The following is a 24,294-nucleotide window of genomic DNA, read 5'->3' on the forward strand; positions in this document are numbered from 1 at the left end:
TTTTTATATTGCGCCCCTCTCTGGAAAATATAATTTCATGCTGAAAGTTTGTGATATTAAATGTTGGTTTTGTTAGCTAACATTTATAACAAAATAAACAAATAAGAGTTTGTTTCATTTAATGATATGGAATTTAGGCTTGAGGAGAGGGTAATAAAACTGAGTAAAGTTCAGTTTTAAACAGAGTAAGAATGACGCAAAAATTAAATACTGCGGAAATTTTCCGCACGCCTAGACAGAAAAGCGTGCGGGGAAACTCAGGGTGTTAGGCCGATTCACGTATAACCAGCGAGAAGCCCATATCGACGACGCTTTCGGCAATCGGATAGCCTTCAATTTTATCGGCTAACATGTTGGCCGCCTGCTGGCCCATTTTGACCTTATCGATGCAGATGGTGGTGATCGCCGGGCGGTTATAGGCTGCAAAGTTTAAATCCGCGAAGCCAATGACCTTAAGATCGCGCGGAACCTGCATGCCTCTCGCCTCGGCCTCCATAATTGCGCCCTGTGCTAGCGTGTCTGAGGTGCAGATAATCGCGTCATACTCTTCACCGTTTTGCATCAGTTGGCCCAGACCGCTGCGCCCGACCTGCATATTTGCCGGAGCCGGTACGGTTATCTCGCGGATAAAGCTGCCCGGTGCGGTACGCAGGACATCGATCGCACCCTTTTTACGAACCTGTGCGCGGCGGTCGGAGGCGCAAATCAGACCAAAGCGGGTAAAGCCTTGCTCAAGGAAATAGTGGCCGATCGCATGACCGATTTTGTCGTGTGAGAAGCCAATCAGCATGTCCAGCGGAGTCGGCGTCATGTCCCAGATTTCGACGACCGGAATATTGGCGTTGAGGATGATCCTTTTAAGGTCTGACGAATGATGAATGCCGGTCAGCACGATGCCGTCCGGCCGTCTTGAAAGCAACGTGGCGACAATATCGGTCTCGGATTCGGGGGTATAACCGACGATGCACAGCAGCATATGGTAGCCACGCAGGGCCAGCTCATCCCCGATTGCCTGCACGGTATCAACGAACATATTGTTATTGATTTGCGGCACGACCACGGCAATCAGCTTGGTACGTTTGGTTGCCAAACCCCCGGCCAGCATGTTGGGAATGTACCCGGTCACGTTGACTGCCTCCATCACGCGGGCAATCGTCGCAGGACGCACAACTTTTGGGTTATTCAGAGCCCGGCTGACCGTCATCGGTGACAACCCGGCGGCTCTGGCGACGTCCTCTAACGTGGGGGATCGGGATTGATTTTTGTTAGCAGTTTTTTCGTTATTCAATGCATTTTCCACTGGTTAACTCACGCCAACTTACGTTGGAAAGGGGGAATGTTTGCGCAATCATTCTCTAGTACGCTCATAATATCCCTTCATAACCTTGGGTTAAAGTGTTCAATTATTGTTACTAAAATTAATGTAGTTGTTAAATGCTAGTGTATTATTTTTCCTACACAAATAGCGTTAGACGAGGGAAGAGAACATGCCAGAGATCGTGGTTTACGCGGTAGAAGGGCGCTCGGTTGAGCAAAAAACCAAGCTAATGAAGAAGATTACCGAAGCCGTGGTGGAGTCTTTAGAGGTGGATGCCGAACGTGTTGTGGTATCTATTGTTGAGACCAAGGCTGTTAACAAGTCTCGCGGTGGCGTGCCGTTTAGCGAACTCAATAAAAAGTAAAATTTGCAGCTTATTTTAAATATTTCCCGCCCGTTATCAGGCGGGAAACGTCAGTATCAAAGTGCGTTATTCAGCCGTTGAATAGCGTTCAAGCCAGTGTGCATAAGGCGCTGGCAGCACCCATGACGGCTCTTCTTTACTCAGTGCCTTGGCCGCCTGATAAGGCCAGTTAGGGTTAGCGAGGTGCGCACGGCCTACCATCACCAGATCCAGCTGATTCTGCTCGATGGTCTGACTGGCGATAACCGGTGAGTCGATACCCCATGCAGAAGCTACCGGGATCCCCGCTTCATTACGCACGCGCTCGGCGACAGGTGCCAGGAATCCGGCACCCCAGGGAATGTTGGAGTCGGCGGTTGAGAAACCGATGCTGACGCTCAGCAGGTCCAGCCCGCCCGCACGGAATTTTTTGGTGAGGCCGATAGCCTCTTCCAGCGTTTCTTCATCGCGTCCGTCATACTCAATCACGCCGAAACGTGCAGTCAACGGCAGGTTTTCAGGCCATTCACTGCGCACGGCTTCCAGTGTCTCGAGCAGGAAACGGCTGCGCCCTTCGACATTACCGCCGTAGGCGTCCTGACGCTGATTAGCGTGCACGGAGAAGAAGCTCTGTGCCAGGTAGCCGTGAGCGAAGTGCAGCTCAATCCATTCGAAACCTGCATCACGCGCGCGGCGAGTCGCGGCAACAAAATCGGCTTTAACGCGAGCGATATCGGCCAGCGTCATTTCGTGAGGTACTTTGGGCAAGTGGTGACCAAACGCCACGGCGGAGGGAGAGATTGTCTCCCAGCCACGACTGTCGCCCGCCGCGATATGATCATCACCTTCCCACGGCAGGTTGGCGCTGGCTTTACGGCCTGCGTGACCAATCTGAATCCCCGGCACGGCACCGGCAGCTTTAATCTCTTTGGCTATCTGCGCCAGTCTTTCTGCCTGCACATCGTTCCATAAACCCAGGCATCCGGGGGTGATACGACCTTCGGGAGACACGGCGGTCGCCTCGACAATAACCAGACCCGCTCCACCGCGCGCGAGGCTTGCGTAATGCACGCGATGCCAGTCGTTTGTCAGGCCATCGACCGCGCTGTATTGGCACATAGGGGGGATGGCGATGCGGTTACGCAGCGTGACGTCTTTAAGGATAAACGGAGAGAATAATCCGGACATATCAGATCTCGAAATGAGTTGAGGAATGCCGCAATCATGCTGATGGAAAGCGGAAATTGATTGCCAATCGGTGCGGTTGACCTATGAAATACTCGCCAAGATTGAACCTCTTACGCCGTTTTCCTGATAATCGAGGCCTGCGAAATATGAAGGGTTACCGTTGATAGCGCAGCGCCTCAACCAATAGGGAGAAGGCTTTGGTGTGCTGTTTGCGGCTGGGATAATAGAGATAATAGCCGGGGAATGGTGCACACCAATCTTCGAGTACGCGTATTAATCGGCCCTGTGTGAGGTCGTCCTTCACCACGTCTTCAGGTAAATAGACTAGACCGAAACCCAGGTGGGCCGCCTCTAGCCGTTGACGCAGGCTGTTGAAGGTCAGCTGTCCATCGACCCTTATTTTTAGCTCTTTGCCCTCTTTTTCGAACTCCCAGGCATAGATCCCGCCGAGTGTCGGTAAGCGCATATTGATACAACGATGATTTTGCAGATCTTGAGGGGTAGAGGGCGTGCCATATTTTTCGAAGTATGTCGGGGTGCCGACGACCGCCATGCGCATTTCAGGCCCGATTCTGACGGCAACCATGTCTTTCGCTACTTGTTCACCCAGGCGGATGCCGGCATCGAATCTGTCGCTGACGATATCCATCAGTGCGTTATCGACGATAACCTCAACGTTAATATCAGGATAATCCGCCAGAAAATTTTTCATTACCGGCCACAGCGCCGAATCGAGCGCATGTTCACCTGCGGTCAGGCGAATATTACCGCTCGGCCTGTCGCGAATTTCGCTCAGCGCATCGAGGTGATTTTCAATTTCTTCAAAGTGCGGACCTATACTACTGACCAGGTTTTCACCGGCTTCGGTGGGGGCAACGCTGCGCGTGGTACGGGTCAGAAGACGCACCTCAAGACGCTCTTCCAGCCCGCGTATTGCGTGGCTTAACGCCGACTGGGATACGCCCAGTTTGGCCGCGGCGCGGGTAAAACTGCGCTCTCTTGCCACCACCAGAAATGACATTAAGTCATTGAAGTTTTCTTTTAGCATGTAAATACCTTGTCGGTAATAACGTGACTCAGTCTGCAATTTCTCGCCTGAGCATCACTTTTTGGGCTAATCTTTAAGACGCTTGGCTCTTTGTAACACAGACAGGCCCTCCCATTTATGAGTTTAGCTCATATGTTCTAGCGCATTATTCTATCTACTCTTGGCTCTGCCTATTTGTTACTTTCTAAAACAGCCCTATTTTATAAACACTAAAATAATGACGGCAGTTCTGCCGACACGGAGAAACAATGAGCATAAAAATTACCCGCGCAGGTTCTCAGCCAAGTCAGGCCGCTCCCGAAGCCTATTTTACCGGCAAGGTGCGAATCGACTCGCCGTTTAAAGGGACGGAATCTGCGAACATCAGTGGCGCGATTGTCACTTTTGAGCCGGGAGCCCGCAACGCCTGGCATACTCATCCTCTTGGTCAGACGCTGATTGTGACGCAAGGGCGTGGATGGTTACAGGAGTGGGGGGCTGAAATTCAGGATATTCATCAAGGTGATATCGTCTGGATCCCGGAAGGCATAAAGCATTGGCATGGCGCCACGCCAGAGAATGCCATGACCCATATCGCTATCGCCGAATCACTGAACGGCAGCTCAATCGAATGGCTGGAAAAGGTTACTGACGAGCAATATCAGAAGTAGTCGCACCCTTTAAGCCGTTATCAGACAAATATCAGCGTCTTATCAGAGCTATTTTGAAAAAATGCGGAGGCACTATGTCGCAAGGTATCGAAAATAAAGTGGTAGTTATCGTGGGCGCCAGCAGCGGTTTGGGCGAAGCACTGGCGCGTCGTTTGCACAAGGACGGAGCAAAACTGGTGCTGGGTGCACGCCGCCTCGACAGGCTGGTCAAAATTGCCGAAGAACTTTCGCTGAGTAAAGACGCTATTCTGAAAACCGACGTGACCGACCCGCAGCAGGTTCAGGCGCTGGTGGACCGAGCAGTGAGCCACTATGGGCGCATTGACGTGATTGTTAACAACGCCGGTTTGATGCCGCATTCACTGCTCGAACGCCGTAAGTTCGACGACTGGAACGCAATGATTGACGTTAACCTCAAAGGCGTGCTGTACGGCATTGCGGCAGCATTGCCGTACATGAAAGAGCAGAAAAGCGGGCATATTATCAATACCTCATCGGTTGCCGGTCACAAGGTTCGCCCGGGTAGCGCGGTCTATGCGGCAACGAAAACTGCCGTTCGCGTCATCTCTGAGGGGCTGCGCCAGGAAGTGAAGCCCTACAATATTCGCACGACGATTATCTCTCCAGGGGCCGTGACCAGCGAGCTGGCTGACAGCATCACCGAGCCGGACGTGGCGAAAAATATCAAACAATTCTATGAGGATACGGCGATTTCGGCCGAGTCATTCGCCAGCGTAGTAGCCTTTGCCATCAGTCAGCCGGAAGACGTCGATATTAACGAAATTCTTTTCCGCCCCACTCGACAAGAGCTGTAATGGGCCATGCGCCGGGGGACAAAAGCCCCCGAGCGCAGCCTTAATTATTGCTCTGTACCTCTTCCAGCGTTTGTCGCAGCATTGCCCCGTCCATCGGAATGCAATAAGCGGGTGACCCACGTTCAAAGCGGTATCCCTCGCTCAAATTACCCACATCTATGACCTCAAAACCAAACTGCTCCAGCAGATGCTCAACGCTTTTTTTTGCCTGCTGATCATCACCGGCGATAGGGTGCGCACGGTGCTTTTCCGACCCCGCAAGCTTACCGCCTCCGAGGATCTCCTCGGCTAAAATCGCGTTGAATGCTTTGACCACTCTGGCCCCCGAAAAGTGGCTGGCGATCATTTCGCTGGTGGTCGATTCTTTGTTATCGAGCAGGGCGATTTGCCCATCGCGTTCGGGGTAATAGTTATTGGCGTCGATGAGAACCTTGCCCACTAACCATTCTGCCGGGATCTGCTCGTAATATTTAAACGGGATGGCGAGCAATACCACGTCGGCAAATTCGGCCGCCTCTTTTGCCAGTCCGGCCTTGGCGCCGAGCGATTTTGTTAGCGAGTAAAGGGTATCCGGTTGGCGCGAGTTGGCAATCATGACCTCGTGGCCCTGTTTGATAGCCGCCGCCGCAAAGGCTCTGCCCACCATTCCTGCACCTATTATTCCAATCTTCATCTTTTCATCTCCGCATCTCAGGACAGAGACTCGCGCAGCCTGCCTGAGGTTGGTTGAGGTTTACTTAAGCGTAGATGATGGCGTCACGACAAAGGAGCAATCTATGCGGTCATTCGCCCTTTTCCCCCCAGAGAGCCGAGGTTTCTGGCGTGCGAAAACGCTTCGCGAGACCTGAAAAAAACATCGCCGTTTGTATCATAAACTCTTTCATTTTTTGACAATGTTTCAGGCTTGAACCTGAGGGTAAAAGGTGCGATTATTGCGCCGTTTTCTTAGGCAAGAAAATACACTTTCTTTTCTACGCGACAGCTCAAGAGGGTTGCGGCTCATGACCGGTTTATCAGACTGCACTGCACGCCAGTGCCAAAGAACATTGATGATGACGCCAGGGTGCAGCGACCTCGACATTTCCTGTTTTTCTCCCGTTGTAAATCCTTTCATGCGGTAAGGCTAGCCTTTGCTCGCGGTTAGGCATTATTAAAAACAGAGCCGTTCTCTGATTTTACTGATGTCTATCAGACGTGGCTGAGACCGGTTAATCGTATCGTAACGACTATGCTTAAAAATAGAGCAACGTCTTACCTAATCTCGACATCACCCCTTAGCTAACGTCACTTTGTCGGGCCGGTCTCCACGTATGGACCACGTAAAAAGCGTCCCCTGCGTTGAACAAACCTGCTCATTGCCGTGCCACTCTGGCACACCCTCTTACTTAACCGTTTGAGAGCCCTGTAATATGAAACAGTTAAAAATAGCAGCAAGCGCCTCCGTGGCATCCCATCTTGATACACCGCGTGGCGTAGTAAGCCTTGAAAGTGCGGACTACACCGACGTTGCGGCGATAGTAATTTCCGTGGATGACCTTAATAACGGCAGGCTGGCGGCAGTTGAAGCCCTGGGATTCAGTATCCCTGCGTTTGTTGCAGTACAGGGAGCGGAGCAGGTTTCTCCAAATTATTTGTCTGCGCTCAAGGGCGTTTTTGCCCTGGCCGATGCCAATCAGGCGTTCTATGCCGCTCAGCTTGAAGCTGCTGCCGACGAGTACGAGCAGGGGCTATTTCCGCCGTTCTTCGACACGCTGAAGAAATACGTCGAGATGGAAAATTCCACTTTTGCCTGTCCGGGACATCAGGGCGGGGAATTTTTCCGTCGTCATCCGGCCGGACGTCAGTTCTTCGAGTTTTTCGGCGAAAACATCTTCCGTTCGGACATGTGCAACGCGGACGTGAAGCTGGGCGATCTGCTTATCCACGAAGGATCGGCCAAAGACGCGCAGAAACACGCGGCGAAAGTCTTCAGCGCAGACAAGACCTATTTTGTGCTTAACGGCACCTCGGCGGCCAACAAGGTGGTGACCAACGCGTTGCTGACCCGTGGCGATCTGGTGCTGTTCGACCGCAATAACCACAAGTCGAACCACCATGGCGCGCTGCTGCAGGCGGGCGCTACGCCGGTATATCTCGAAACGGCGCGTAACCCGTTTGGCTTCATCGGCGGTATCGACGCGGCCTGCTTCGACGAGCGCTATCTGCGTAAGCAAATTCAAGAGGTTGCGCCTGAGCGCGCCAATGAAAAACGCCCGTTCCGTCTGGCGATTATCCAGCTAGGCACTTACGACGGCACTGTTTACAACGCCCGTCAGGTGGTGGAGAAGATTGGTCATCTGTGTGACTACATCCTGTTTGACTCGGCGTGGGTCGGCTATGAGCAGTTCATCCCGATGATGAAAGAGTGTTCGCCGCTGCTGCTTGAGCTGAACGAAAACGATCCGGGAATTATCGTCACTCAGTCGGTGCACAAACAGCAGGCCGGTTTCTCCCAAACTTCGCAAATTCATAAAAAAGATAATCATATCAAAGGCCAGAAACGCCATTGCAGCCATAAAAAGCTCAATAACGCCTTTATGATGCACGCCTCGACCAGTCCGTTTTACCCGCTGTTTGCCGCGCTGGACGTCAACGCGCGTATGCATGCGGGCGGCAGCGGCAAGCATATGTGGATGGAGTGCGTGAAGCTTGGCATTGACACTCGCAAGATGCTGCTAAATCAGTGCTCGATGATCCAGCCGTTCGTGCCGCCGCTGATTGACGGTAAGCCGTGGCAGGATCACGACACCGAACAGATGGCGAGCGACGTGCGCTTCTTCGACTTCGTGCCGGGCGAGCGCTGGCACGCCTTCGCGGGCTATGCCGAGAAGCAGTACTTTGTCGACCCTTGCAAACTGTTGCTGACCACGCCGGGCATCGATGCAAGCAGCGGGAAATACACCGAGTTCGGGATCCCGGCCACCATTCTCGCTAACTACCTGCGTGAGAACGGCATCGTGCCAGAGAAGTGCGACCTGAACTCGATCCTGTTCCTGCTGACTCCGGCTGAAACACCGGCCAAGATGCAGCACCTGGTGCAAGAGATCGCCCGTTTTGAACGCTATATCGCAGAAGATGCGCTGCTGAGCGAAGTACTGCCGACCGTGTATCGCAAGAATGAAGAGCGCTACCGCGACTACACTATTCGTCAACTCTGTCAGGAGATGCATAACCTTTACGTCAGCTTCGACGTAAAAGAGCTGCAAAAAGAGATGTTCCGCGAGAAGGGCTTCCCGCAGGTGGTGATGAACCCGCAGGACGCGCATAGTGAATTCATTCGCGACAACGTCGAGCTGGTTCCCATTAGCCAGGCCGAAGGGCGCATCGCGGCGGAAGGCGCACTGCCTTATCCTCCGGGCGTGCTCTGTGTGGTGCCGGGCGAACTGTGGGGGGGCGCAGTTCAGCGTTATTTCATGGCGCTGGAAGAGGGCATAAATATTCTGCCGGGCTTCTCACCGGAATTGCAGGGTGTGTACGTTGAGAAAACGGTCGGTTGGAAGCGCGTGATGGGTTATGTCATCGCCGAGTAATCTGATTTTTCTCTAAGAATGCCTTAAAAGACCTTAAAAAACGGAGCAATGGCTCCGTTTTTTCATTCTGATGGTCAGCACTTGGAATCTGTCATGGAAGGTGCAGGATACCCGGTGATAGCCGCCACAAAACTCGGATAGATCATTCCCAGTAAGACCGCATTAAAGGCATCGTCAATCTGTTCCAGGGTTTGTTCATCAAAGTACTGCGCGAGGGCAGTTTGTAAAGCGGCGGACGCCATCAGCGGAGTGGTCATTAGCGCTGTTCTAGCCGCGATTGAGTTAAACATGACATCTCCAGGCAGTTCACTCTCGGGCCAGCTTATCTCCAGCCGATTCCTGAGCGGAATCTCGCTATGCAGGGCATTTAGCCCGCGAAACACCAGGCTGTCTGCCAGTTCTCCCGCCGTGTTAATTCCCGCCCGCAGTAGATCGTTGACCACTGTATCGCCATAGATGCAGTGCTGCGCGGCCGACGCAGCGCCAGACGGTGAAGCTGTTTGTGACATGGTGAAAGAGACTGCCACCTGATTGGGAATATACAACCCTGCGGCGAGTAAAGTTTGTGTGACGCCTATTTTCGCCTCGCTGCTTAGACGAACAAGAGTCTGTGTGCCTTCTCGAAGTAAGCTATAAAAGAGAAAAGAAACCAGCGTTGAAGCAATACCGGGTAATACGTCGGTGGTCGCAGCGGCAATGAGTGCGCCGCTGCACACCAACATATTAAATGCGCGAGAACTCTGAGTCACAACGTTGGCCGTGCCGTGAAAATAATCGCGTAAGCCGCCGATAAAATTTAGCAGCAGTGGCACGGTGCTGGAAAATAATGCCAACGACAGGCGTGTGGCTTTGCTGGCAGAATAGCTCTCAAGGCTTGCCTCGGTATAATAGGCAATTAACTGACGCAGGAAAGTCGGTAGCGCGACACAGATAGCACTGCGTAATACGATATTTTTAGTGTTCTGGAAATAACGGCAAAGATTGTCGTCCTGCGCAAGGCTTAATATATTTCTAAGTCGGCTCCAGCCGCCGTTCTGCATGGATTGGCTGGTTAGCGAGGAGCAGGATGAGCTGCTTTCGCTGATGATGCTCAGAGAACGACATAATTCATAATCGATTGGGACAGCATTTTCAAAAATATAATCAGAAAGCGATGTTTGCAACTGAAGGTCATCGACACTGATTTCAGTTGCTGATTCAGCAGCGGCCTGCTCCGCAGTTAGCAATATATCGTCCAGCGCACGTAGCGTATTCGCAATCTCTCTATCAGACGGTACGTGCATCGCCGCAATAAGTTTATCTGTTAACGGAGTGCAATCCACCGCTAAGTCGAGGTAATTCAGCCGACTGATGGCGCTATTATTCGCTGGAAGCCGGGTAATATTCTGAGCTGAAAAACAGCGCTGAAGAGCCAGCGTCGAATCTGAAATTATGCGCATGATATATCTCTATATGTCTACCGTTAAGACTGTGATTTAATCGATTGGCGAGAAGGAAGACGAATAACGTGAATGAGTTAGTGGATGATGCAGTGATAAACTATAAGACGACTTTTTAATCCGTATTTTTATATTTCGCTCAAAACAAAAAAACGGAGACCTTTTGGGTCTCCGTTTTGCTTGCACTGCCTCCGTCTCGACTAGTCGGTACGGCGGTAGCTTCTCTGCGTATTGTTCACTTTATACAGGTAACGGCGGGACTCACCCGAAGGATGTCGGCTTATCAGCGTATCGTAAACGTCTCCCGGCGCCATATCGTTTATCATATTAAACGCCGTAGTCTTATCGCTCGAGAAGACCCTCAGCACGCTGCCCGCACCGCCGTTATAAGCCGTAATCACAGCATAGCGTCTCGAGGTCGGGTTGGTTATCCCTGCCAGATAGACGTTTTGTAGCATTGCCAGATAGGCCGTGCCGGTGTTGATATTGTTCGCTGGATCAAACAGATAACTACGGCTCGGCGTGCCCCAGCGTCCTTCCGCTTTAAATACGTCGGCACCGGCGGTGTGCTGCACAACCTGCATCAGACCCAGCGCGTCGGCGTTACTCACCGCATACGGGTTAAAGGCGGACTCGGTCTGCATGATAGCCAGGATCAGTGACTGATCGACGCCGTATCTTGCGGCGGCTTCGCGCACCAACGGCAGATATTTATGCGCCCGTTTGTCCAGGTGGTTCGGCACCATCTGAATCGTCACGGAATAGATGATATGCAGGCCGGACTGACGTTCTTGCAGCTTGTATTGCAGCAAATAGTTGGCAAAGTTGGTCGCACGACCCTGCCAGCGGATAGGCTGCCCGGTATTGTCTAGCACCTGACCATAAAGCATGGGCTCTTTACTGATCTGGATGTCATTGGCGTCGGAATAGAGGTCAACGCCGGTAGCATCTTCGCCGACCAACAGGGTTTTCACGATGGCCTGACGCAGCTTATCGGTAGGATCGATCCCCGAGATGGTTTCGATGGTAATGGTACCCGCTTCAAAGTTGATGTGGCTGCGGGTCTCATACTGATCGCTATATTTTACGTAGTCTTTTGGTCCGGCGATCAGGACTTCATTAATGCCCCAGATGTTCTCGATGTTGTGGGCAAATTGGCCCATCAAAATGTCAAAGCCATTGGTATCTTTGATGTAAGCTTCGTTGAATTGATTGTTTTTATTGCTCGAACAGGAAATCAACAAAGGCGCGATAACCAGTAACGCTAAAATTTTCTTCATCTTAATAGCCGTATCGTGATGAAAAATAGGGCCATTATCCTTGCGGACATTGGCCCCAAATGGGTATGGGTGTTACTCGGAAGGCGGTGTGTAGCCTTCGATATGCACATCATGGCCTTCGAACAGGAAATTGATCATCTCTTGTTCCAGCAGTTTGCGGTCATCGAGATTCATCATGCTTAATTTTTTTTCGTTGATGAGCATGGTTTGTTTCTTCAGCCACTGCGCCCAAGCTTCTTTAGAGATTTCGTTGTAGATACGTTTACCCACTTCGCCCGGATATAGCTGAAAATCCTGGCCTTCGGCTTCTTTATTCAAGAACGTACAAAAAATTGTCCTGCTCATACTTAATTCCTCATCTATGGCCCGGTGACCACAACTCGCGCTGGGGGGTTCCATTTTAATGGCTTAAAATCAACGAGTTAGGTTATTAATATTGCTATCGTGGCAGCGCTTTTGCCAGTTGACCCAACAGACGTTCAACCGGGGCTGCCAGCCCGACAGACTGCGGCTGCGCTAAGTTATACCAGAGACCTGAGCCTTCATCCATGCAACCCGCTACCGAGTCGATATTTATCAACATCGGCACGATATCGAGATGAAAATGGCTGAAAGTATGGCGGAAAGAGACCATTTGCTGCATTGCGCTACGCGCTATCGCATATTTTTTGCCGCCGGTTATTAGCTCGTCTTCGCTGGCAAACTGCGGGAAGCAGAACAGCCCTCCCCACAGACCGACAGGCGGACGCTGTTCGAGCCAAACCTTGTCACCCCGCTGAATCATCAGCATGTAGGCGGTTTTCTCCGGCAACGTTTTTTTAGGTTTTTTTCCCGGATAGTTCTGCCAGCTATGGTTGGCGTAAGCAACGCAGCCGAAGCTCAGCGGGCAAAGCTCGCACTTTGGACGCGAGCGGGTGCAGACCATCGCACCAAGGTCCATCATTGCCTGATTAAACTGTTCCACGCCCTTGGCCGGCGTCACCTCTTCGGTTATCTGCCACAGCCGGTTTTCGACCTTTTTCTCACCCGGCCAGCCGTCGACGGCATAGCAACGTGCAAGCACGCGTTTTACGTTGCCGTCGAGAATAGGGTAATGCTGCCCCAGGGAGAGCGACAGGATGGCACCTGCGGTCGAGCGCCCTACGCCGGATAGCGCATTAACTTCTTCGAAGGTGGTTGGGAATTCGCCGTTATGTTGTGCCACAATAGTCTGCGCGGCTTTGTGCAGATTGCGGGCACGGGCGTAGTAACCGAGTCCGGTCCAAAGGTGCAGAACCTCGTCAAGCGGAGCGGCCGCTAACGCGGTGACGGTTGGGAAGTTTTCCATAAAGCGCTGGAAGTAGGGGATAACTGTCGCAACTTGAGTTTGCTGTAGCATCACCTCGGAGAGCCAGACTTTATAGGGAGTTTTTTCGAGCTGCCACGGTAGGGTCTTGCGACCATAGCGTTGATACCAATCGAGTACCGCAGGCGCGAAGCGATGCGCTTCCATCATAGGCGTATTACAAATCCCGTCGAGGGTTAAAATTCAGCTAAGGATTGCAGCATAGAGTCTTTGAGCTGTAAACCGGAACTTTCTCTTATCCCCTTCATTCTTCGCAATGCTGGGGGGTTGGCTGCCTTTACTCACCCCAGTCTCTAAATTAAGTCAGCGATGGGGGATTTGCGCAGTTGCCGCCTGCCAGCCTGGCGAAATATTGAGAGGGTGAAAAATGTACCGGCTAAAGTGTCCGATTTTAAACGAGAGCTTGCTAAAGGCGGGTATCTTTGGATAATGCGCCATTCCCTAAAATTATCGCCAGACAGATAGAAAGCACTATGAAAAATGACGTCATTTCACCGGAGTTTGATGAAAACGGTCGCGCTATGCGCCGTATCCGCAGTTTTGTGCGCCGTCAGGGCCGTCTGACCAAGGGTCAGCAGTATGCGCTGGACAATTACTGGTCGGTGATGGGCGTTGAATATCAGTCGCAGCCTGTCGAGATTGCCTCGCTGTTTGGTCGCGAAGCGCACACCGTTCTCGAAATCGGTTTCGGGATGGGAACCTCGCTGGTGACGATGGCCCAGCAGCACCCGGAACAAAACTTTATCGGCATTGAAGTGCACTCACCGGGCGTGGGTGCGTGCCTCGCGACGGCGCAAGAAGAAGGCGTCAGCAACCTTCGCGTGATGTGCCACGATGCCGTTGAAGTACTGGAAACCATGATTCCAGATGGCTCACTTGATATGGTGCAGCTATTCTTTCCAGACCCGTGGCATAAGGCCCGTCACAACAAACGTCGCATCGTGCAAACTCCGTTCGTTGAGCTGGTGCGCCGTAAATTGAAGCTGGGTGGCGTGTTCCACATGGCAACAGATTGGGAACCTTATGCAGAACACATGCTCGAAGTGATGAGCGGCGTGGAGGCTTATGGCAATCTGTCGGCCGAGGGCAACTATGTTCCTCGTCCAGAATCGCGCCCGGTAACCAAGTTCGAAATGCGTGGTCAGCGTTTAGGCCACGGCGTATGGGATCTGATGTTTGAGAGGAAGCAATAATGGCCAAGAATCGCAGTCGTCGTTTACGTAAGAAGTTACACATTGAAGAGTTTCAAGAGCTGGGTTTCTCCGTAAAATGGCACTTCGCTGAAGGAACGAGCGTCGAGACGATCGACGAATTCCTGGACGCTTTCATTGACGGCGTGATTGAACCTAATAAGCTGGCCTTTGACGGCAGCGGCTATCTTGTTTGGGAAGGCCTGGTTTGCCTACAGGAAATCGGTCGTTGCACCGATGAGCATCGCCAACTAGTGAAAAAATGGTTGGAAGACCATAAAATGCAGGACGTTGAAGTTAGCGAACTGTTCGATATCTGGTGGGATTGATTTACCTCCCCTGAATCAGTTATCTAAAGCGCCTTCATGGCGCTTTAATTATTTTTAAAGGGAAATACCTTGTCGACTGAATTAGATAACGGCCTGCTGGAAGAGATCCTCGCTCAGGTTCGGCCTTTGATTGGTCAGGGAAAAGTGGCGGACTATATTCCGGCGCTGGCGACCGTCGATCCTAATAATCTCGGGATCGCGGTGTGTACCGTGGACGGCCAGCAGTTTTATGCCGGTGATGCAAACACGCGTTTTTCTATCCAGTCTATTTCCAAAGTATTAAGCCTGACGCTTGCCCTGAGCCGTTACGAAGAGCATGAAATCTGGCAGCGCGTCGGCAAAGAGCCTTCGGGTCAGCCGTTTAACTCGCTGGTCCAGCTCGAGCTGGAGAAGGGCAAGCCGCGCAACCCGTTTATCAACCCGGGTGCGTTGGTTATCTGTGACATGCTGCAAAGTCGTCTCGCAGCGCCGAAGCAGCGTATGCTTGAGGTCGTGCGCCAGCTTTCTGGCGAGCAGGATATTCACTACGACACACTGGTGGCTCGTTCCGAATTCGAACACTCCGATCGCAATGCTGCGATAGCCTACCTGATGAAGTCATTTGGTAATTTTGAAAATGACGTTATCACAGTGCTGCAAACCTATTTCAACTACTGCTCGCTGAAGATGAGCTGTTGCGAGCTGGCGCGGACCTTCCTGTATCTGGTGAACAAAGGGCTGATGCCGGGCGCAGAAGAGCCGATTATCGAGCCGAGTCAGGCACGACATATCAACGCCCTCATGGTGACCAGCGGCATGTATGACGGCGCGGGTGAGTTTGCCTATCGCGTCGGCATGCCCGGTAAATCAGGCGTTGGCGGCGGGATTATCGCGGTGGTGCCTGAAGAGATGTGTATCGCCGTGTGGTCACCGGAGCTGGATGCCGCCGGGAACTCTTTAGCCGGAACCGCTGCCTTAGAGTTACTGGCGCAAAGAATTGGCCGTTCAATATTTTAATCGCGCGTTCGCAGACGAAAGGCATAGCCTGCCGGCTTGCGAGCCAAAGGGAGTAAAAATGTTAGCAAAAACAGGATTGAAACACGGCCTGATCGGTCTTCTCGCCTTGACTGCGTTGCAGGCTCACGCCGAGTTTCAGTGCAGCGCTAAACCGAAAGACGACATTGTCATCAAGCCAGATACCGTGCAGGTGGTAGGTGCCAGCGGCAATCTGCTGATTACCCAGAACGGTTCGTTGAGTGACAATGGCAAAGATATTTCTCTGACCGCCAGGCAGCGCCAGGAAGCCGTGGACTACCAGGCGGCCTTGCGTCGAGACCTGCCGTGGATTGACCAGGGGGCTCGAGCGCATCTTGAGAAAGCCCGCGTAGCGATGGACGGCATCATCGTTCAGCAACTGGGTCCAGACAGCAATGTGCGTAATCGCCTGACCAAACTTGACGGCCAGCTGAAAGCGCAGATGAATCGCGTCATTGAGCATCGTCCTGACGGCCTGACCTTCCATCATCAGGCGATTGATAAAGTGCAGCAGGACGGCCAGCATCTGGTTGAACAAACCATGGGCGGCGTGATGCAGGACAGCATGAATGAAATGGGGACGCGTCAGATGGCGAGCGGTGGCAATCCGTTGCAGGCCATGATGAGCAACCTCGGCGGGCTACAGCAAGCGGTGCAGGCTGAATGGAAGAAACAGCAGGGCGAGTTTGAGGGCTTCGGGCACAGCGTATGTAATCGCGTGACCTCTCTCGAGCAGCAGCGTCGTGAGCTGTTGGCGGACATCAAGCCGTAGTCATAAATGGCTCCCCCATCGCCTGGTGGGGGAGCCACCGCTTAATCGGCTAAAAACAGTTCCAGCAGTGAGTTCAGGAACAGTTTGCCTTTCTCGGTTATCTGCCAGTGCGTCGCCGTCTCGACCAGATATTCGCTGGCGATGGCTTCATCAAGCTGCGCACGAATGCTCGACTCTTCCAGCCCGGTGTAAATTCCAAACTCTTCGCGCGGTGCGGCCTCCAGCAGTCGGAATCGATTCATAAAGAACTCGAACGGCAGCTCTTTGCCGTCGACCTCGTGCTGTTTGTCCATGTAGCGACCCTGCATATAGCCGCGAGGATGCTTGGTTTTGACCGTACGCAAAATAGTGCCGTCTGGCTGAGTGAGCTTGCCGTGGGCGCCACAGCCTACGCCCAGGTAGTCCCCGAAGCGCCAGTAGTTCAGGTTGTGCTGACACTGGTATCCCGGCTTGGCATAGGCCGAGGTTTCGTACTGCTGATAACCGGCGGCGGTGAGCAATTTGTCGCCCTGCTCGAAGATGTCCCACAGCGCATCGTCGTCAGGCAGCACGGGCGTGCGTGAGGCAAACAGCGTGTTAGGCTCGATGGTGAGCTGATACCACGACAGGTGCGGAGGATTGAGGGTGATTGCCTGACGCAGGTCGTCCAGCGCCTGTTCCAGCGTCTGATTCGGCAGGCCGTGCATCAGGTCGAGGTTAAAGCTACGCAGACCGAGTCCGGTGGCGAGATGGGCCGCCCGCTTGGCTTCGTCCGGGCCGTGGATCCGGCCTAAGCGTTCCAGTTTCTCTGCGCTAAAACTTTGTACACCGATAGAGATACGGTTGACGCCCGCCCGTTGATAGCCGCTGAAACGGTCTGCCTCAACGGTGCCTGGGTTCGCTTCCATCGTTATCTCGGCATCTGCTGAGAGCGGCAGGCGCGCGCGAACGCCGTCGAGCAGATTTTGCATTGCTTCGCTGCTGAGCAGGCTCGGCGTGCCACCGCCGATAAAAATGGTTTCTACAGTTCGGCCTGCGGTCAGAGGCAGATCGGCATCCAAATCCGCCAGCAGGTGCGCCACATAATCATCATGCGGCACCTCGCCCTTCAAGGCATGCGAGTTGAAATCGCAGTAAGGGCATTTTTGAACACACCAGGGAATATGCAGATACAGACTTAAAGGGGGCAGCTTACGCATTCTTTTCGGCAGCCCCGGACATGGCTTGCAGTAACTGAGCCAACGCCAGACCACGATGAGAAACCGCGCTTTTTTCTTCGCGGGTCAGCTCTGCGGCGGTCTTGCCCAGCGCCGGAACATAGAAAATAGGGTCGTAACCAAAACCGCCTTCACCGGCCGGTGCGTGAATGATTTCACCGGCCCAGCTGCCGTGACATACCAGCGGCGTTGGATCTTCTGCGTGGCGCATATAGACCAGCACGCAGTGGAACTGCGCCTGACGCTGGCCTTCCGGCACGTCTTTCAGCGCGTCGAGCAGCTTTTCAAGGTTCTTACGATCGGTGGCACCTTCACCAGAATAGCGCGCGGAGTAAATCCCCGGCGCACCGCCGAGAAAATCGACCGCCAGACCTGAGTCGTCGGCGACTGCCGGCAGGCCAGTGATTTGTGCCGCATGACGCGCCTTGATGATGGCGTTTTCAATAAAGGTCAGGCCGGTTTCATCTGCGTCATCAACGCCCAGCTCGGTTTGCGCCACGACTTCGAGACCGAAGTTGGCGAGGAGGTGCGCGAGTTCGCGAACTTTTCCGGGATTACCGGTGGCCAGCACTACTTTTTGCATTTCTACTTCCTGAATTAAAAAATTTTACGCGGCGAGCAGAGCGTCTCTGGCCGCCGCGTTTTAGCGACCCTGGATTAAAGCAGGAACCAGAGCTCGCCCAACAGATCCATGCCGAGGTAGTTCAGCATATACAGAATAAGGATAACCACCATCGCCGAGAAATCGATGCCGCCCATCGCCGGAATAATACGACGGATTGGCGCCATCAGGGGTTCGGTCAGCTGCATCAGTACGTAATCCATCGCGCCACGGCCCTGACTCACCCAGCTCATCAGAGAACGAATAATGATAAGCCAGAACACCAGATAGCCGGCGGACTTGACCAGCGCTATTAGCCCAAACAGCAGGTTATACGGGCTGAGTGAGATGCCACCGCCCTGAATCAACAGCAGCAGAGGATACTTAATCGTCATCAGCAGGAAAGCCAGTAGCAACGATGCGCTGTCGATGGGACCCAGTGGGGGAATAATTCGGCGCAGCGGCCCAATAATCGGTTGGGTTATTTTAACAACAAATTGCGAGAAGGGATTATAAAAATCGGTTCTCGCCCACTGCATCCAGATGCGTAAAAGTAAAACCATGACATAGAGGTCAATCAGTGTTTTGACCAGAAAAGTCAGCGTGAGCATAAATAACCTTATTCTTGTGATGAACAATTCAAAGTGATGCTTTGAATTAATTGGATTTTGTCCCTAGAGGATATCGGCCTGCCGCAGCAGGCCATATCTGAAGCGTACGGCCTGAAAACTAGAAAAGTTTTTCCATTTCCTGAGCGCGGTGAACTGCCGCCTGCATTGCCTCTGCTACGATAGCGGTCAGTTCACGCTCATTAAATACTTTTAGTGCTTCGAAGGTTGTGCCACCTTTGGAAGTCACATTCTCCCGAAGCGTAGACAGCGGCGTCTCCGGGTTGGCTTCAACCAGCGCCGCGGCACCGCTTGCGGCCTGCTGAACCAGCAGGCGCGCACTGTTGGCACTCAGACCCTGACGCTGGGCCTCTTGCTGCATCGCTTCCATAAATAGGAAGAAATAGGCCGGTGCGCTGCCTGCGGCGGCGATCACTTGATTGATGCCTTCTTCGCTATCAACCCAACAGATTTTGCCGACGGCGGTCATCAGCTCGCTGCTGTATTCGCGGTCTTGTTCGCTCACCTGCGACGGGGCATAAAGCCCGCTCATGCCTTTGCCGACCAGAGACGGGGTATTTGGCATAATGCGTACGATATTCAGATCTTTGCCCAGCAGTGCATAGAAGCGCTCAACGCTGACACCGGCGGCAATCGACAGAACCAGCTTGTTGCTGAAGTCGATGTGCTGATGCAAATCCTTGCAGACGTCGGCCATGAGCTGCGGTTTTACCGCCAGCACCACCACCTCGGCATCGCCTGCGCAGGCGATATTATCGCTGCTGCTGTGGATGCCATATTTCTCGGCCAACGCATCACGGTTTTTGTTTGAAGGCGCGCAGACGCTGATCAGACTGGCTGGATAACCGCTGGTAACCAGACCTGCGATGATGGCTCCAGCCATGTTACCGGCGCCGATGAAACATAGTTTACGATGTTGCATAACTCTCCCTAACTACACGTCGTATCTGGTCGCAGCGGAGTGCACTGCGCTCGTTTTTGCCTGATGCAGATTTCAGGCTTACGCGGAATAATCGCGTGCGCCGAAAATTGCCGTACCGATGCGAACCATCGTGCTGCCTGCGGCGATGGCGGCGGGCATGTCGTCGGTCATTCCCATCGACAGCGTATCAATCTGAGGATAACTGAGTTTGAGGCTGTTAAAAGCTTCGGTCATCTGGCGGAAAACGGCCAGTTGGCTGTCGTAATCGGTTTCTGCCGCGGGAATAGCCATCAGGCCGCGCAGCATGAGATGAGGCATCGCTGCGATATCGGCGGCCAGCTGCGGCACTTCTGCAAGAGAAATCCCTGATTTGCTCTGCTCATCGCTGATGTTGACCTGAATCAGCACCTGCAAAGGCGCTTTGTCTTTGGGACGCTGTTCGTTGAGGCGCTGCGCGATTTTCAGGCGATCGAGGGTGTGGCACCAGTCGAAATTCTCGGCGACCAGACGGCTTTTATTAGACTGTAGTGGGCCAATAAAGTGCCAGACCAGCGGGGGCTGGTGGTTGCTGAAGGCGGCGACTTTCTCTACCCCTTCCTGAACATAGTTTTCACCAAAGGCCAGTTGCCCGGCGGTGATTGCTTCTTCGATAGCGCTCGCAGGTTTGGTTTTACTGACTGCAAGCAGCGTAATTTCTTCTGGAGACCGCTCGCAAAGGGCGGCAGAAGAGGCGATACGCTCTCTGACTTGCTGTAGATTTTCCGCAATAGCTGAATGCTGACGTTGATTCATATTGGCTCAGGAGTGTTTCAAATGGATATCAGTAATTTTGTGGAGCTTAGTGTAAAGCAAAACGCCTCGGATCTGCACCTTTGTACCGGTCAGTTGCCTATGTTACGCATTGACGGAGAACTGATCGGCGGCCAATATTCCGAACGTCTCACCCCTGCGCAGATGGTGGCGCTCAGTGAGGAGTGGCTCGGCGACGCCCAGCAAATTGAGTTAAAACAGCTTGGGCAGGCCGACGCGGCGGTTACGCTGGCAAGCGGCAGGCGTATCAGGGTTAACTTCTTTCGCCAATTCTCCGGGCTCTCGGCGGCGCTGCGACCGCTGCCGCAGCGTTGCCCGAGTCTTGCAGACTTGAATGCCCCCGATATTCTGCGCCGGCTCAGTGAACACGAAGATGGCCTGATTCTGATTACCGGTGCCACCGGCAGCGGTAAATCGACCACGCTGGCGGCGATGATTGGCCACCTCAATCAGACCCGCACACGGCACATTATCACCTTGGAAGACCCGATTGAATTCTTGCACACCAGCGACCGTTGTTTAATTCAACAGCGTGAGCTGGGCACTCATACGCCTTCATTTGTACAGGCCATACGCGCTGCGCTGCGAGAGGATCCTGATGTACTGCTGCTCGGCGAACTTCGCGACAGCGACAGTATTCGACTGGCGTTAACCGCCGCCGAAACGGGGCATCTGGTGCTGGCCACGCTTCATGCTCGCCATGCCGCACAGGCCGTTGACCGGCTAATTGACGTCTTTCCCGCCGACGAAAAGGCCTTCGTCCGCGCACAGCTTGCCGGAAGCCTGCGTGGCATATTGGCGCAAAAACTGCTGACCGCTAAGCAGGGCGGCAGGGTTGCGTTATATGAGATGCTGACCTCGACACCGGCGGTCCGTAATTTGATTCGTGAGGGAAAGACGCATCAGTTGCAGGACAGCCTGCAAACCGGCGGTGAAGCCGGCATGCAGACCTTTGAGCAGTGCAGGCAGCAGCGCGTGAGCGCGGGGTTGCTTGCAGACTAATGGGGCATTAACGGCCTCAGGGTTTGTTCCACTGATTCTCGAACCAACTTTCGAGGATGATAACCGCAGACGCCGCGTCAACGCTGCCTTTATCCAGGGCGCGGAAACCGCCTCGCTCAAACAGGTCGGCACGCGCCTCTACGGTACTTAGACGCTCATCGTGCAGCTCCACCTGCACGCCAAAGCGGCCGTGCAGGCGGTTGGCAAACTTGCGGGCTCTGGCGGTTAAAGGTTGTTCGGTGCCGTCCATATTGAGAGGAAGCCCGACGATAACCAGATCGGGTTGCCACTCCTTGAGCAGCTTCTCGATTTTCTGCCAGTCGGGTGTGCCGTCCTGAGCTTTGAAAGAGGTCAACGGACGCGCGGTACCGGTGACCTCCTGGCCGATAGCCAGACCGATGCTTTTGGTGCCGAAGTCGAAGGCAAACAGCGTGCGATTGCCCATTATGCGTGGCCTGCGTGGGTCGCGAGTTGGCTGACTTCGATGCCGATCATTTTGGCCGCTTCACGCCAGCGTTCAGCGATAGGCGTTCTGAAAATGATGTCGCTGTTGGCTTCTATGGTCAGCCAGCTGTTGTTCAGCAGTTCCTGTTCGAGCTGGCCCTGCTCCCAGGCAGCGTAGCCCAGAGCAACCAACACGTCTTTAGGTTGATCTGGCGTACCCAGCGTTTCGAGCACGTCTTTTGACGTGGTAATCATTGTTTGATCGGAAATCTGAATGCTGGAGCCAAAATTGTTGCACGGCGTGTGGAGAATGAATCCACGATCGTCCGCCAGCGGGCCGCCAGAGAACACCGGCCTGTCGAGATTAATAGAAGGATCGCGCGGCGTCGGGTCGATGTCTAACTTGTCGAGCACGTTTTTAACCGTGAAGTCCTCGACCAGTTTATTGATCACCAGACCCATTGCGCCGTCTTCATTGTGCTCGCACACGTAGATAACCGAACGTTTGAACAGGGGTTCATCCAGTCCGGGCATGGCAATAAGAAAGTGATGCTGTAGGTTCATAAATTTTATATGCTTTTTCGGTAGGCTATAAAAATAATAGCAGGCGGCAAAGCGTCTTGCCGCCACAGATGGCAAATTAACGAGCGGCGAGGCGGGCTTCGATAGCGTCCATCAACATTCCGGTGATAGAGATATCCGGGAACGCAGCTTCGATTTCACGAACGCAGGTTGGGCTGGTGACGTTAATCTCGGTCAGACGATCGCCGATGATATCGAGACCGACAAAGATCAGGCCTTTTTTCTTCAGCGTAGGTGCCACGGTGCGTGCAATCGCCCAATCGCTTTCGCTCAGGGGGCGCGCTTCACCACGTCCACCGGCGGCCAGATTGCCACGGGTTTCGCCCTGGGACGGGATACGAGCCAGGCAATAAGGCACCGGTTCGCCGTCGACCACCAGTACACGTTTGTCGCCGTCTTTAATGGCTGGCAGATAGTTTTGCGCCATGCAGTAGCGGCTGCCGTGTTCGGTCAGGGTCTCGATAATGACCGAGACGTTGGCATCTTCAGGCTTCAGGCGGAAAATAGACGCGCCGCCCATGCCGTCGAGCGGCTTAAGGATGACGTCGCTATGTTCTTTATAGAATGTCTTCAGCTGCGAGGCGTTGCGGGTAACCAGCGTGTCCGGCGTCAGTTCAGGGAACCAGGCGGTGAACAGCTTCTCATTACAGTCGCGCAGGCTCTGCGGCTTGTTGACGATAAGCGTGCCTTTTTCTTCTGCGCGCTCAAGAATGTAGGTTGCGTAGATGAACTCGGTATCGAACGGGGGATCTTTACGCATCAGCACAACGTCGAGGTCTTGCAGGGCGATGTCCTGCTCGTCGCCAAACTGATACCAGCTTTCGTAATCTTGTTTGACCAGCAGCTTACGGGTCTGCGCACGGCCTTCGCCGCCGCGAAGATAAAGCGAGTTCATCTCCATGTAGTGCAGTTCATAGCCGCGACGCTGGGCTTCCAGCAACATGGCGAAGCTGGTGTCTTTCTTGATGTTGATGGACGAAATCGGGTCCATCACGATGCCAAGCTTAATCATCATCTCTCCTTTAGAGCCTGCTTCTAGCCCAGGTCGCCAAAACGCACCTGCAGGGCGGTGATGGCGGTGAGCGCTGTTGTTTCTGTGCGTAAAACGCGCGGTCCTAACAGGATATCAGTAAATCCGTAGCCCGTGGTCATCGCAATCTCATCGGCGGTCAGTCCGCCTTCAGGACCAATCAATAATCGCACATGTTCTACCGGTAGCGGCAGCGTATTGATGCTGTGGCTGGCACGAGGATGCAAATTAAGCTTAAGACTGTTGTCCTGCTCGGCGCACCATTGCTCCAGAGGCATCGCTTCACGTATCTCTGGCACGCGGTTGCGTCCACACTGTTCACAGGCGGCAATCGCGATTTTTTGCCACTGTTGCAGCTTTTTCGCCAGACGTTCACCGTCAAGCTTCACCCCGCAGCGCTCCGAAAACAGAGGCGTAATGGTATTAACGCCCAGTTCGATGGATTTCTGAATGGTAAATTCCATCTTCTCGCCGCGCGAAATAACCTGGCCCAGATGCAGATTAAGCGGCGATTCGTTATTAACCCACTCAGCGTCACCGAGCTGCACACGCACGCTCTTTTTGTCGACCTGAGTCAGGCTGGCTTCAAAGACCTGATTGGATCCGTCGAACAGCTGGATAAGCTGCCCCGGTTGCATGCGCAGTACACGGCCGACGTGATTTGCGGCGTCTTCGCTGAGGACAACTTCGCTATGCGCGCTCAGAAGCTCAGGATGAAAAATGCGGGGTATTCGCATGTGAGGCTGTGATCCTTTGATAAAAAAACAGCGCCGAGGCG

The 24,294-nt window shown here is 53.4% G+C and carries 26 protein-coding genes; 9 read left to right on the forward strand and 17 right to left on the reverse strand.

What is annotated here, in order from left to right:
* Nucleotides 1-265: 265 nt before the first annotated feature.
* Nucleotides 266-1,288, reverse strand: coding sequence for a LacI family DNA-binding transcriptional regulator (locus tag BS640_RS20455; RefSeq protein ID WP_038328013.1), 1,023 nt, complete (start codon nucleotides 1,286-1,288; stop codon nucleotides 266-268).
* Between the two features lie 199 nt (nucleotides 1,289-1,487).
* Between BS640_RS20455 and BS640_RS20460 the strand changes: the two genes are divergently transcribed.
* On the forward strand, nucleotides 1,488-1,682 hold the full coding sequence (locus BS640_RS20460) for a tautomerase family protein (protein WP_017491881.1): 195 nt from the start codon (nucleotides 1,488-1,490) through the stop codon (nucleotides 1,680-1,682).
* Nucleotides 1,683-1,748: 66 nt separating this feature from the next.
* Here BS640_RS20460 and BS640_RS20465 read toward each other — a convergent pair whose 3' ends face one another.
* Both BS640_RS20465 and BS640_RS20470 read right to left on the reverse strand, forming a co-directional pair.
* Nucleotides 1,749-2,849, reverse strand: a complete 1,101-nt coding sequence (locus tag BS640_RS20465; protein ID WP_017491882.1) for an NADH:flavin oxidoreductase/NADH oxidase — start codon at nucleotides 2,847-2,849, stop codon at nucleotides 1,749-1,751.
* Between the two features lie 154 nt (nucleotides 2,850-3,003).
* Nucleotides 3,004-3,897: a LysR family transcriptional regulator gene (locus BS640_RS20470; protein WP_084913246.1), complete on the reverse strand. Its 894-nt coding sequence runs from the start codon at nucleotides 3,895-3,897 to the stop codon at nucleotides 3,004-3,006.
* A 248-nt stretch (nucleotides 3,898-4,145) separates the two neighbouring features.
* On the opposite strand from BS640_RS20470, the gene BS640_RS20475 reads away from it, so the two are divergent.
* Both BS640_RS20475 and BS640_RS20480 read left to right on the forward strand, forming a co-directional pair.
* The gene (locus tag BS640_RS20475; protein WP_017491884.1) at nucleotides 4,146-4,547 is read left to right on the forward strand and encodes a (R)-mandelonitrile lyase; all 402 of its coding nucleotides are present in this window, start codon (nucleotides 4,146-4,148) and stop codon (nucleotides 4,545-4,547) included.
* Nucleotides 4,548-4,621: 74 nt separating this feature from the next.
* On the forward strand, nucleotides 4,622-5,362 hold the full coding sequence (locus tag BS640_RS20480) for an SDR family oxidoreductase (protein WP_017491885.1): 741 nt from the start codon (nucleotides 4,622-4,624) through the stop codon (nucleotides 5,360-5,362).
* Between the two features lie 40 nt (nucleotides 5,363-5,402).
* Here BS640_RS20480 and BS640_RS20485 read toward each other — a convergent pair whose 3' ends face one another.
* Nucleotides 5,403-6,035 (reverse strand): NADPH-dependent F420 reductase, encoded by a 633-nt coding sequence (locus BS640_RS20485; RefSeq protein ID WP_084913247.1) that lies wholly within the window; start codon nucleotides 6,033-6,035, stop codon nucleotides 5,403-5,405.
* A gap of 736 nt (nucleotides 6,036-6,771) precedes the next feature.
* Between BS640_RS20485 and speF the strand changes: the two genes are divergently transcribed.
* The gene (gene speF, locus BS640_RS20490; RefSeq protein WP_017491887.1) at nucleotides 6,772-8,931 is read left to right on the forward strand and encodes an ornithine decarboxylase SpeF; all 2,160 of its coding nucleotides are present in this window, start codon (nucleotides 6,772-6,774) and stop codon (nucleotides 8,929-8,931) included.
* 74 nt (nucleotides 8,932-9,005) lie between these two features.
* Here speF and BS640_RS20495 read toward each other — a convergent pair whose 3' ends face one another.
* The 4 genes from BS640_RS20495 to mutY all read right to left on the reverse strand — a co-directional run bounded on the left by BS640_RS20495 (nucleotide 9,006) and on the right by mutY (nucleotide 13,145).
* The gene (locus BS640_RS20495) at nucleotides 9,006-10,370 is read right to left on the reverse strand and encodes a hypothetical protein (protein ID WP_084913248.1); all 1,365 of its coding nucleotides are present in this window, start codon (nucleotides 10,368-10,370) and stop codon (nucleotides 9,006-9,008) included.
* A gap of 200 nt (nucleotides 10,371-10,570) precedes the next feature.
* Nucleotides 10,571-11,650, reverse strand: a complete 1,080-nt coding sequence (gene mltC / locus BS640_RS20500) for a membrane-bound lytic murein transglycosylase MltC (protein ID WP_017491889.1) — start codon at nucleotides 11,648-11,650, stop codon at nucleotides 10,571-10,573.
* Between the two features lie 72 nt (nucleotides 11,651-11,722).
* Nucleotides 11,723-11,995, reverse strand: a complete 273-nt coding sequence (locus BS640_RS20505) for an oxidative damage protection protein (RefSeq protein ID WP_017491890.1) — start codon at nucleotides 11,993-11,995, stop codon at nucleotides 11,723-11,725.
* Between the two features lie 94 nt (nucleotides 11,996-12,089).
* Entirely contained in the window at nucleotides 12,090-13,145 is a 1,056-nt protein-coding gene (gene mutY / locus BS640_RS20510) for an A/G-specific adenine glycosylase (protein WP_084913249.1), read from the reverse strand.
* Nucleotides 13,146-13,468: 323 nt separating this feature from the next.
* Between mutY and trmB the strand changes: the two genes are divergently transcribed.
* From trmB to BS640_RS20530, 4 genes are all read left to right on the forward strand, one after another.
* Nucleotides 13,469-14,188 (forward strand): tRNA (guanosine(46)-N7)-methyltransferase TrmB, encoded by a 720-nt coding sequence (gene trmB / locus BS640_RS20515; protein ID WP_026110535.1) that lies wholly within the window; start codon nucleotides 13,469-13,471, stop codon nucleotides 14,186-14,188.
* Nucleotides 14,188-14,514 carry a YggL family protein gene (locus tag BS640_RS20520; protein ID WP_017491893.1) on the forward strand — a complete coding sequence of 109 codons (327 nt, stop codon included), beginning with the start codon at nucleotides 14,188-14,190 and terminating at the stop codon, nucleotides 14,512-14,514. Before trmB ends, BS640_RS20520 begins: the two co-directional genes overlap by 1 nt.
* Before the next feature lie 69 nt (nucleotides 14,515-14,583).
* On the forward strand, nucleotides 14,584-15,510 hold the full coding sequence (gene glsB, locus BS640_RS20525; protein ID WP_017491894.1) for a glutaminase B: 927 nt from the start codon (nucleotides 14,584-14,586) through the stop codon (nucleotides 15,508-15,510).
* Nucleotides 15,511-15,568: 58 nt separating this feature from the next.
* Nucleotides 15,569-16,300 (forward strand): YggN family protein, encoded by a 732-nt coding sequence (locus BS640_RS20530; RefSeq protein ID WP_017491895.1) that lies wholly within the window; start codon nucleotides 15,569-15,571, stop codon nucleotides 16,298-16,300.
* Between the two features lie 41 nt (nucleotides 16,301-16,341).
* Here the strand turns inward: BS640_RS20530 and hemW are convergent, their stop codons facing one another.
* From hemW to BS640_RS20555, 5 genes are all read right to left on the reverse strand, one after another.
* Nucleotides 16,342-17,478 (reverse strand): radical SAM family heme chaperone HemW, encoded by a 1,137-nt coding sequence (hemW, locus tag BS640_RS20535; RefSeq protein ID WP_084913250.1) that lies wholly within the window; start codon nucleotides 17,476-17,478, stop codon nucleotides 16,342-16,344.
* On the reverse strand, nucleotides 17,471-18,079 hold the full coding sequence (locus BS640_RS20540) for an XTP/dITP diphosphatase (RefSeq protein ID WP_017491897.1): 609 nt from the start codon (nucleotides 18,077-18,079) through the stop codon (nucleotides 17,471-17,473). The genes hemW and BS640_RS20540 overlap by 8 nt, the downstream gene beginning before the upstream one ends.
* 74 nt (nucleotides 18,080-18,153) lie before the next feature.
* A complete protein-coding gene (locus BS640_RS20545; protein ID WP_017491898.1) occupies nucleotides 18,154-18,708 on the reverse strand; it encodes a YggT family protein in 555 nt (184 codons plus the stop codon).
* A 118-nt stretch (nucleotides 18,709-18,826) separates the two neighbouring features.
* Complete coding sequence (gene proC / locus BS640_RS20550) at nucleotides 18,827-19,648, reverse strand: pyrroline-5-carboxylate reductase (protein WP_084913251.1); 822 nt, start codon at nucleotides 19,646-19,648, stop codon at nucleotides 18,827-18,829.
* A gap of 78 nt (nucleotides 19,649-19,726) precedes the next feature.
* Nucleotides 19,727-20,440, reverse strand: coding sequence for a YggS family pyridoxal phosphate-dependent enzyme (locus BS640_RS20555; protein ID WP_084913252.1), 714 nt, complete (start codon nucleotides 20,438-20,440; stop codon nucleotides 19,727-19,729).
* A gap of 21 nt (nucleotides 20,441-20,461) precedes the next feature.
* Here BS640_RS20555 and BS640_RS20560 point away from each other — a divergent pair, with 21 nt between their 5' ends.
* On the forward strand, nucleotides 20,462-21,460 hold the full coding sequence (locus BS640_RS20560; RefSeq protein WP_017491901.1) for a type IV pilus twitching motility protein PilT: 999 nt from the start codon (nucleotides 20,462-20,464) through the stop codon (nucleotides 21,458-21,460).
* 16 nt (nucleotides 21,461-21,476) lie between these two features.
* Here BS640_RS20560 and ruvX read toward each other — a convergent pair whose 3' ends face one another.
* The 4 genes from ruvX to rsmE form a co-directional block, all read right to left on the reverse strand.
* The gene (gene ruvX / locus BS640_RS20565; RefSeq protein ID WP_017491902.1) at nucleotides 21,477-21,905 is read right to left on the reverse strand and encodes a Holliday junction resolvase RuvX; all 429 of its coding nucleotides are present in this window, start codon (nucleotides 21,903-21,905) and stop codon (nucleotides 21,477-21,479) included.
* Entirely contained in the window at nucleotides 21,905-22,468 is a 564-nt protein-coding gene (locus BS640_RS20570) for a YqgE/AlgH family protein (protein WP_017491903.1), read from the reverse strand. Before BS640_RS20570 ends, ruvX begins: the two co-directional genes overlap by 1 nt.
* A 76-nt stretch (nucleotides 22,469-22,544) precedes the next feature.
* Complete coding sequence (gene gshB / locus BS640_RS20575) at nucleotides 22,545-23,498, reverse strand: glutathione synthase (protein WP_017491904.1); 954 nt, start codon at nucleotides 23,496-23,498, stop codon at nucleotides 22,545-22,547.
* Between the two features lie 23 nt (nucleotides 23,499-23,521).
* Nucleotides 23,522-24,253 carry a 16S rRNA (uracil(1498)-N(3))-methyltransferase gene (gene rsmE, locus BS640_RS20580; RefSeq protein ID WP_017491905.1) on the reverse strand — a complete coding sequence of 244 codons (732 nt, stop codon included), beginning with the start codon at nucleotides 24,251-24,253 and terminating at the stop codon, nucleotides 23,522-23,524.
* Nucleotides 24,254-24,294 lie beyond the last annotated feature (41 nt).

The sequence above is a fragment of the Rouxiella badensis genome (assembly GCF_002093665.1).
Classification (GTDB): domain Bacteria; phylum Pseudomonadota; class Gammaproteobacteria; order Enterobacterales; family Enterobacteriaceae; genus Rouxiella; species Rouxiella badensis.

Coding starts and splice junctions, on each gene's coding strand:
- speF (WP_017491887.1), top strand. CDS start 6,772: ATGAAACAGTTAAAAATAGCAGCAAGCGCCTCCGTGGCATCCCATCTT.
- trmB (WP_026110535.1), top strand. CDS start 13,469: ATGAAAAATGACGTCATTTCACCGGAGTTTGATGAAAACGGTCGCGCT.
- ruvX (WP_017491902.1), bottom strand. CDS start 21,905: ATGGGCAATCGCACGCTGTTTGCCTTCGACTTCGGCACCAAAAGCATC.
- mutY (WP_084913249.1), bottom strand. CDS start 13,145: ATGATGGAAGCGCATCGCTTCGCGCCTGCGGTACTCGATTGGTATCAA.
- BS640_RS20465 (WP_017491882.1), bottom strand. CDS start 2,849: ATGTCCGGATTATTCTCTCCGTTTATCCTTAAAGACGTCACGCTGCGT.
- BS640_RS20495 (WP_084913248.1), bottom strand. CDS start 10,370: ATGCGCATAATTTCAGATTCGACGCTGGCTCTTCAGCGCTGTTTTTCA.
- proC (WP_084913251.1), bottom strand. CDS start 19,648: ATGCAACATCGTAAACTATGTTTCATCGGCGCCGGTAACATGGCTGGA.
- BS640_RS20530 (WP_017491895.1), top strand. CDS start 15,569: ATGTTAGCAAAAACAGGATTGAAACACGGCCTGATCGGTCTTCTCGCC.
- BS640_RS20570 (WP_017491903.1), bottom strand. CDS start 22,468: ATGAACCTACAGCATCACTTTCTTATTGCCATGCCCGGACTGGATGAA.
- hemW (WP_084913250.1), bottom strand. CDS start 17,478: ATGCGTAAGCTGCCCCCTTTAAGTCTGTATCTGCATATTCCCTGGTGT.
- rsmE (WP_017491905.1), bottom strand. CDS start 24,253: ATGCGAATACCCCGCATTTTTCATCCTGAGCTTCTGAGCGCGCATAGC.
- BS640_RS20475 (WP_017491884.1), top strand. CDS start 4,146: ATGAGCATAAAAATTACCCGCGCAGGTTCTCAGCCAAGTCAGGCCGCT.
- BS640_RS20520 (WP_017491893.1), top strand. CDS start 14,188: ATGGCCAAGAATCGCAGTCGTCGTTTACGTAAGAAGTTACACATTGAA.
- BS640_RS20505 (WP_017491890.1), bottom strand. CDS start 11,995: ATGAGCAGGACAATTTTTTGTACGTTCTTGAATAAAGAAGCCGAAGGC.
- BS640_RS20560 (WP_017491901.1), top strand. CDS start 20,462: ATGGATATCAGTAATTTTGTGGAGCTTAGTGTAAAGCAAAACGCCTCG.
- mltC (WP_017491889.1), bottom strand. CDS start 11,650: ATGAAGAAAATTTTAGCGTTACTGGTTATCGCGCCTTTGTTGATTTCC.
- BS640_RS20460 (WP_017491881.1), top strand. CDS start 1,488: ATGCCAGAGATCGTGGTTTACGCGGTAGAAGGGCGCTCGGTTGAGCAA.
- BS640_RS20540 (WP_017491897.1), bottom strand. CDS start 18,079: ATGCAAAAAGTAGTGCTGGCCACCGGTAATCCCGGAAAAGTTCGCGAA.
- gshB (WP_017491904.1), bottom strand. CDS start 23,498: ATGATTAAGCTTGGCATCGTGATGGACCCGATTTCGTCCATCAACATC.
- BS640_RS20555 (WP_084913252.1), bottom strand. CDS start 20,440: ATGAATCAACGTCAGCATTCAGCTATTGCGGAAAATCTACAGCAAGTC.
- BS640_RS20485 (WP_084913247.1), bottom strand. CDS start 6,035: ATGAAGATTGGAATAATAGGTGCAGGAATGGTGGGCAGAGCCTTTGCG.
- BS640_RS20545 (WP_017491898.1), bottom strand. CDS start 18,708: ATGCTCACGCTGACTTTTCTGGTCAAAACACTGATTGACCTCTATGTC.
- BS640_RS20470 (WP_084913246.1), bottom strand. CDS start 3,897: ATGCTAAAAGAAAACTTCAATGACTTAATGTCATTTCTGGTGGTGGCA.
- BS640_RS20480 (WP_017491885.1), top strand. CDS start 4,622: ATGTCGCAAGGTATCGAAAATAAAGTGGTAGTTATCGTGGGCGCCAGC.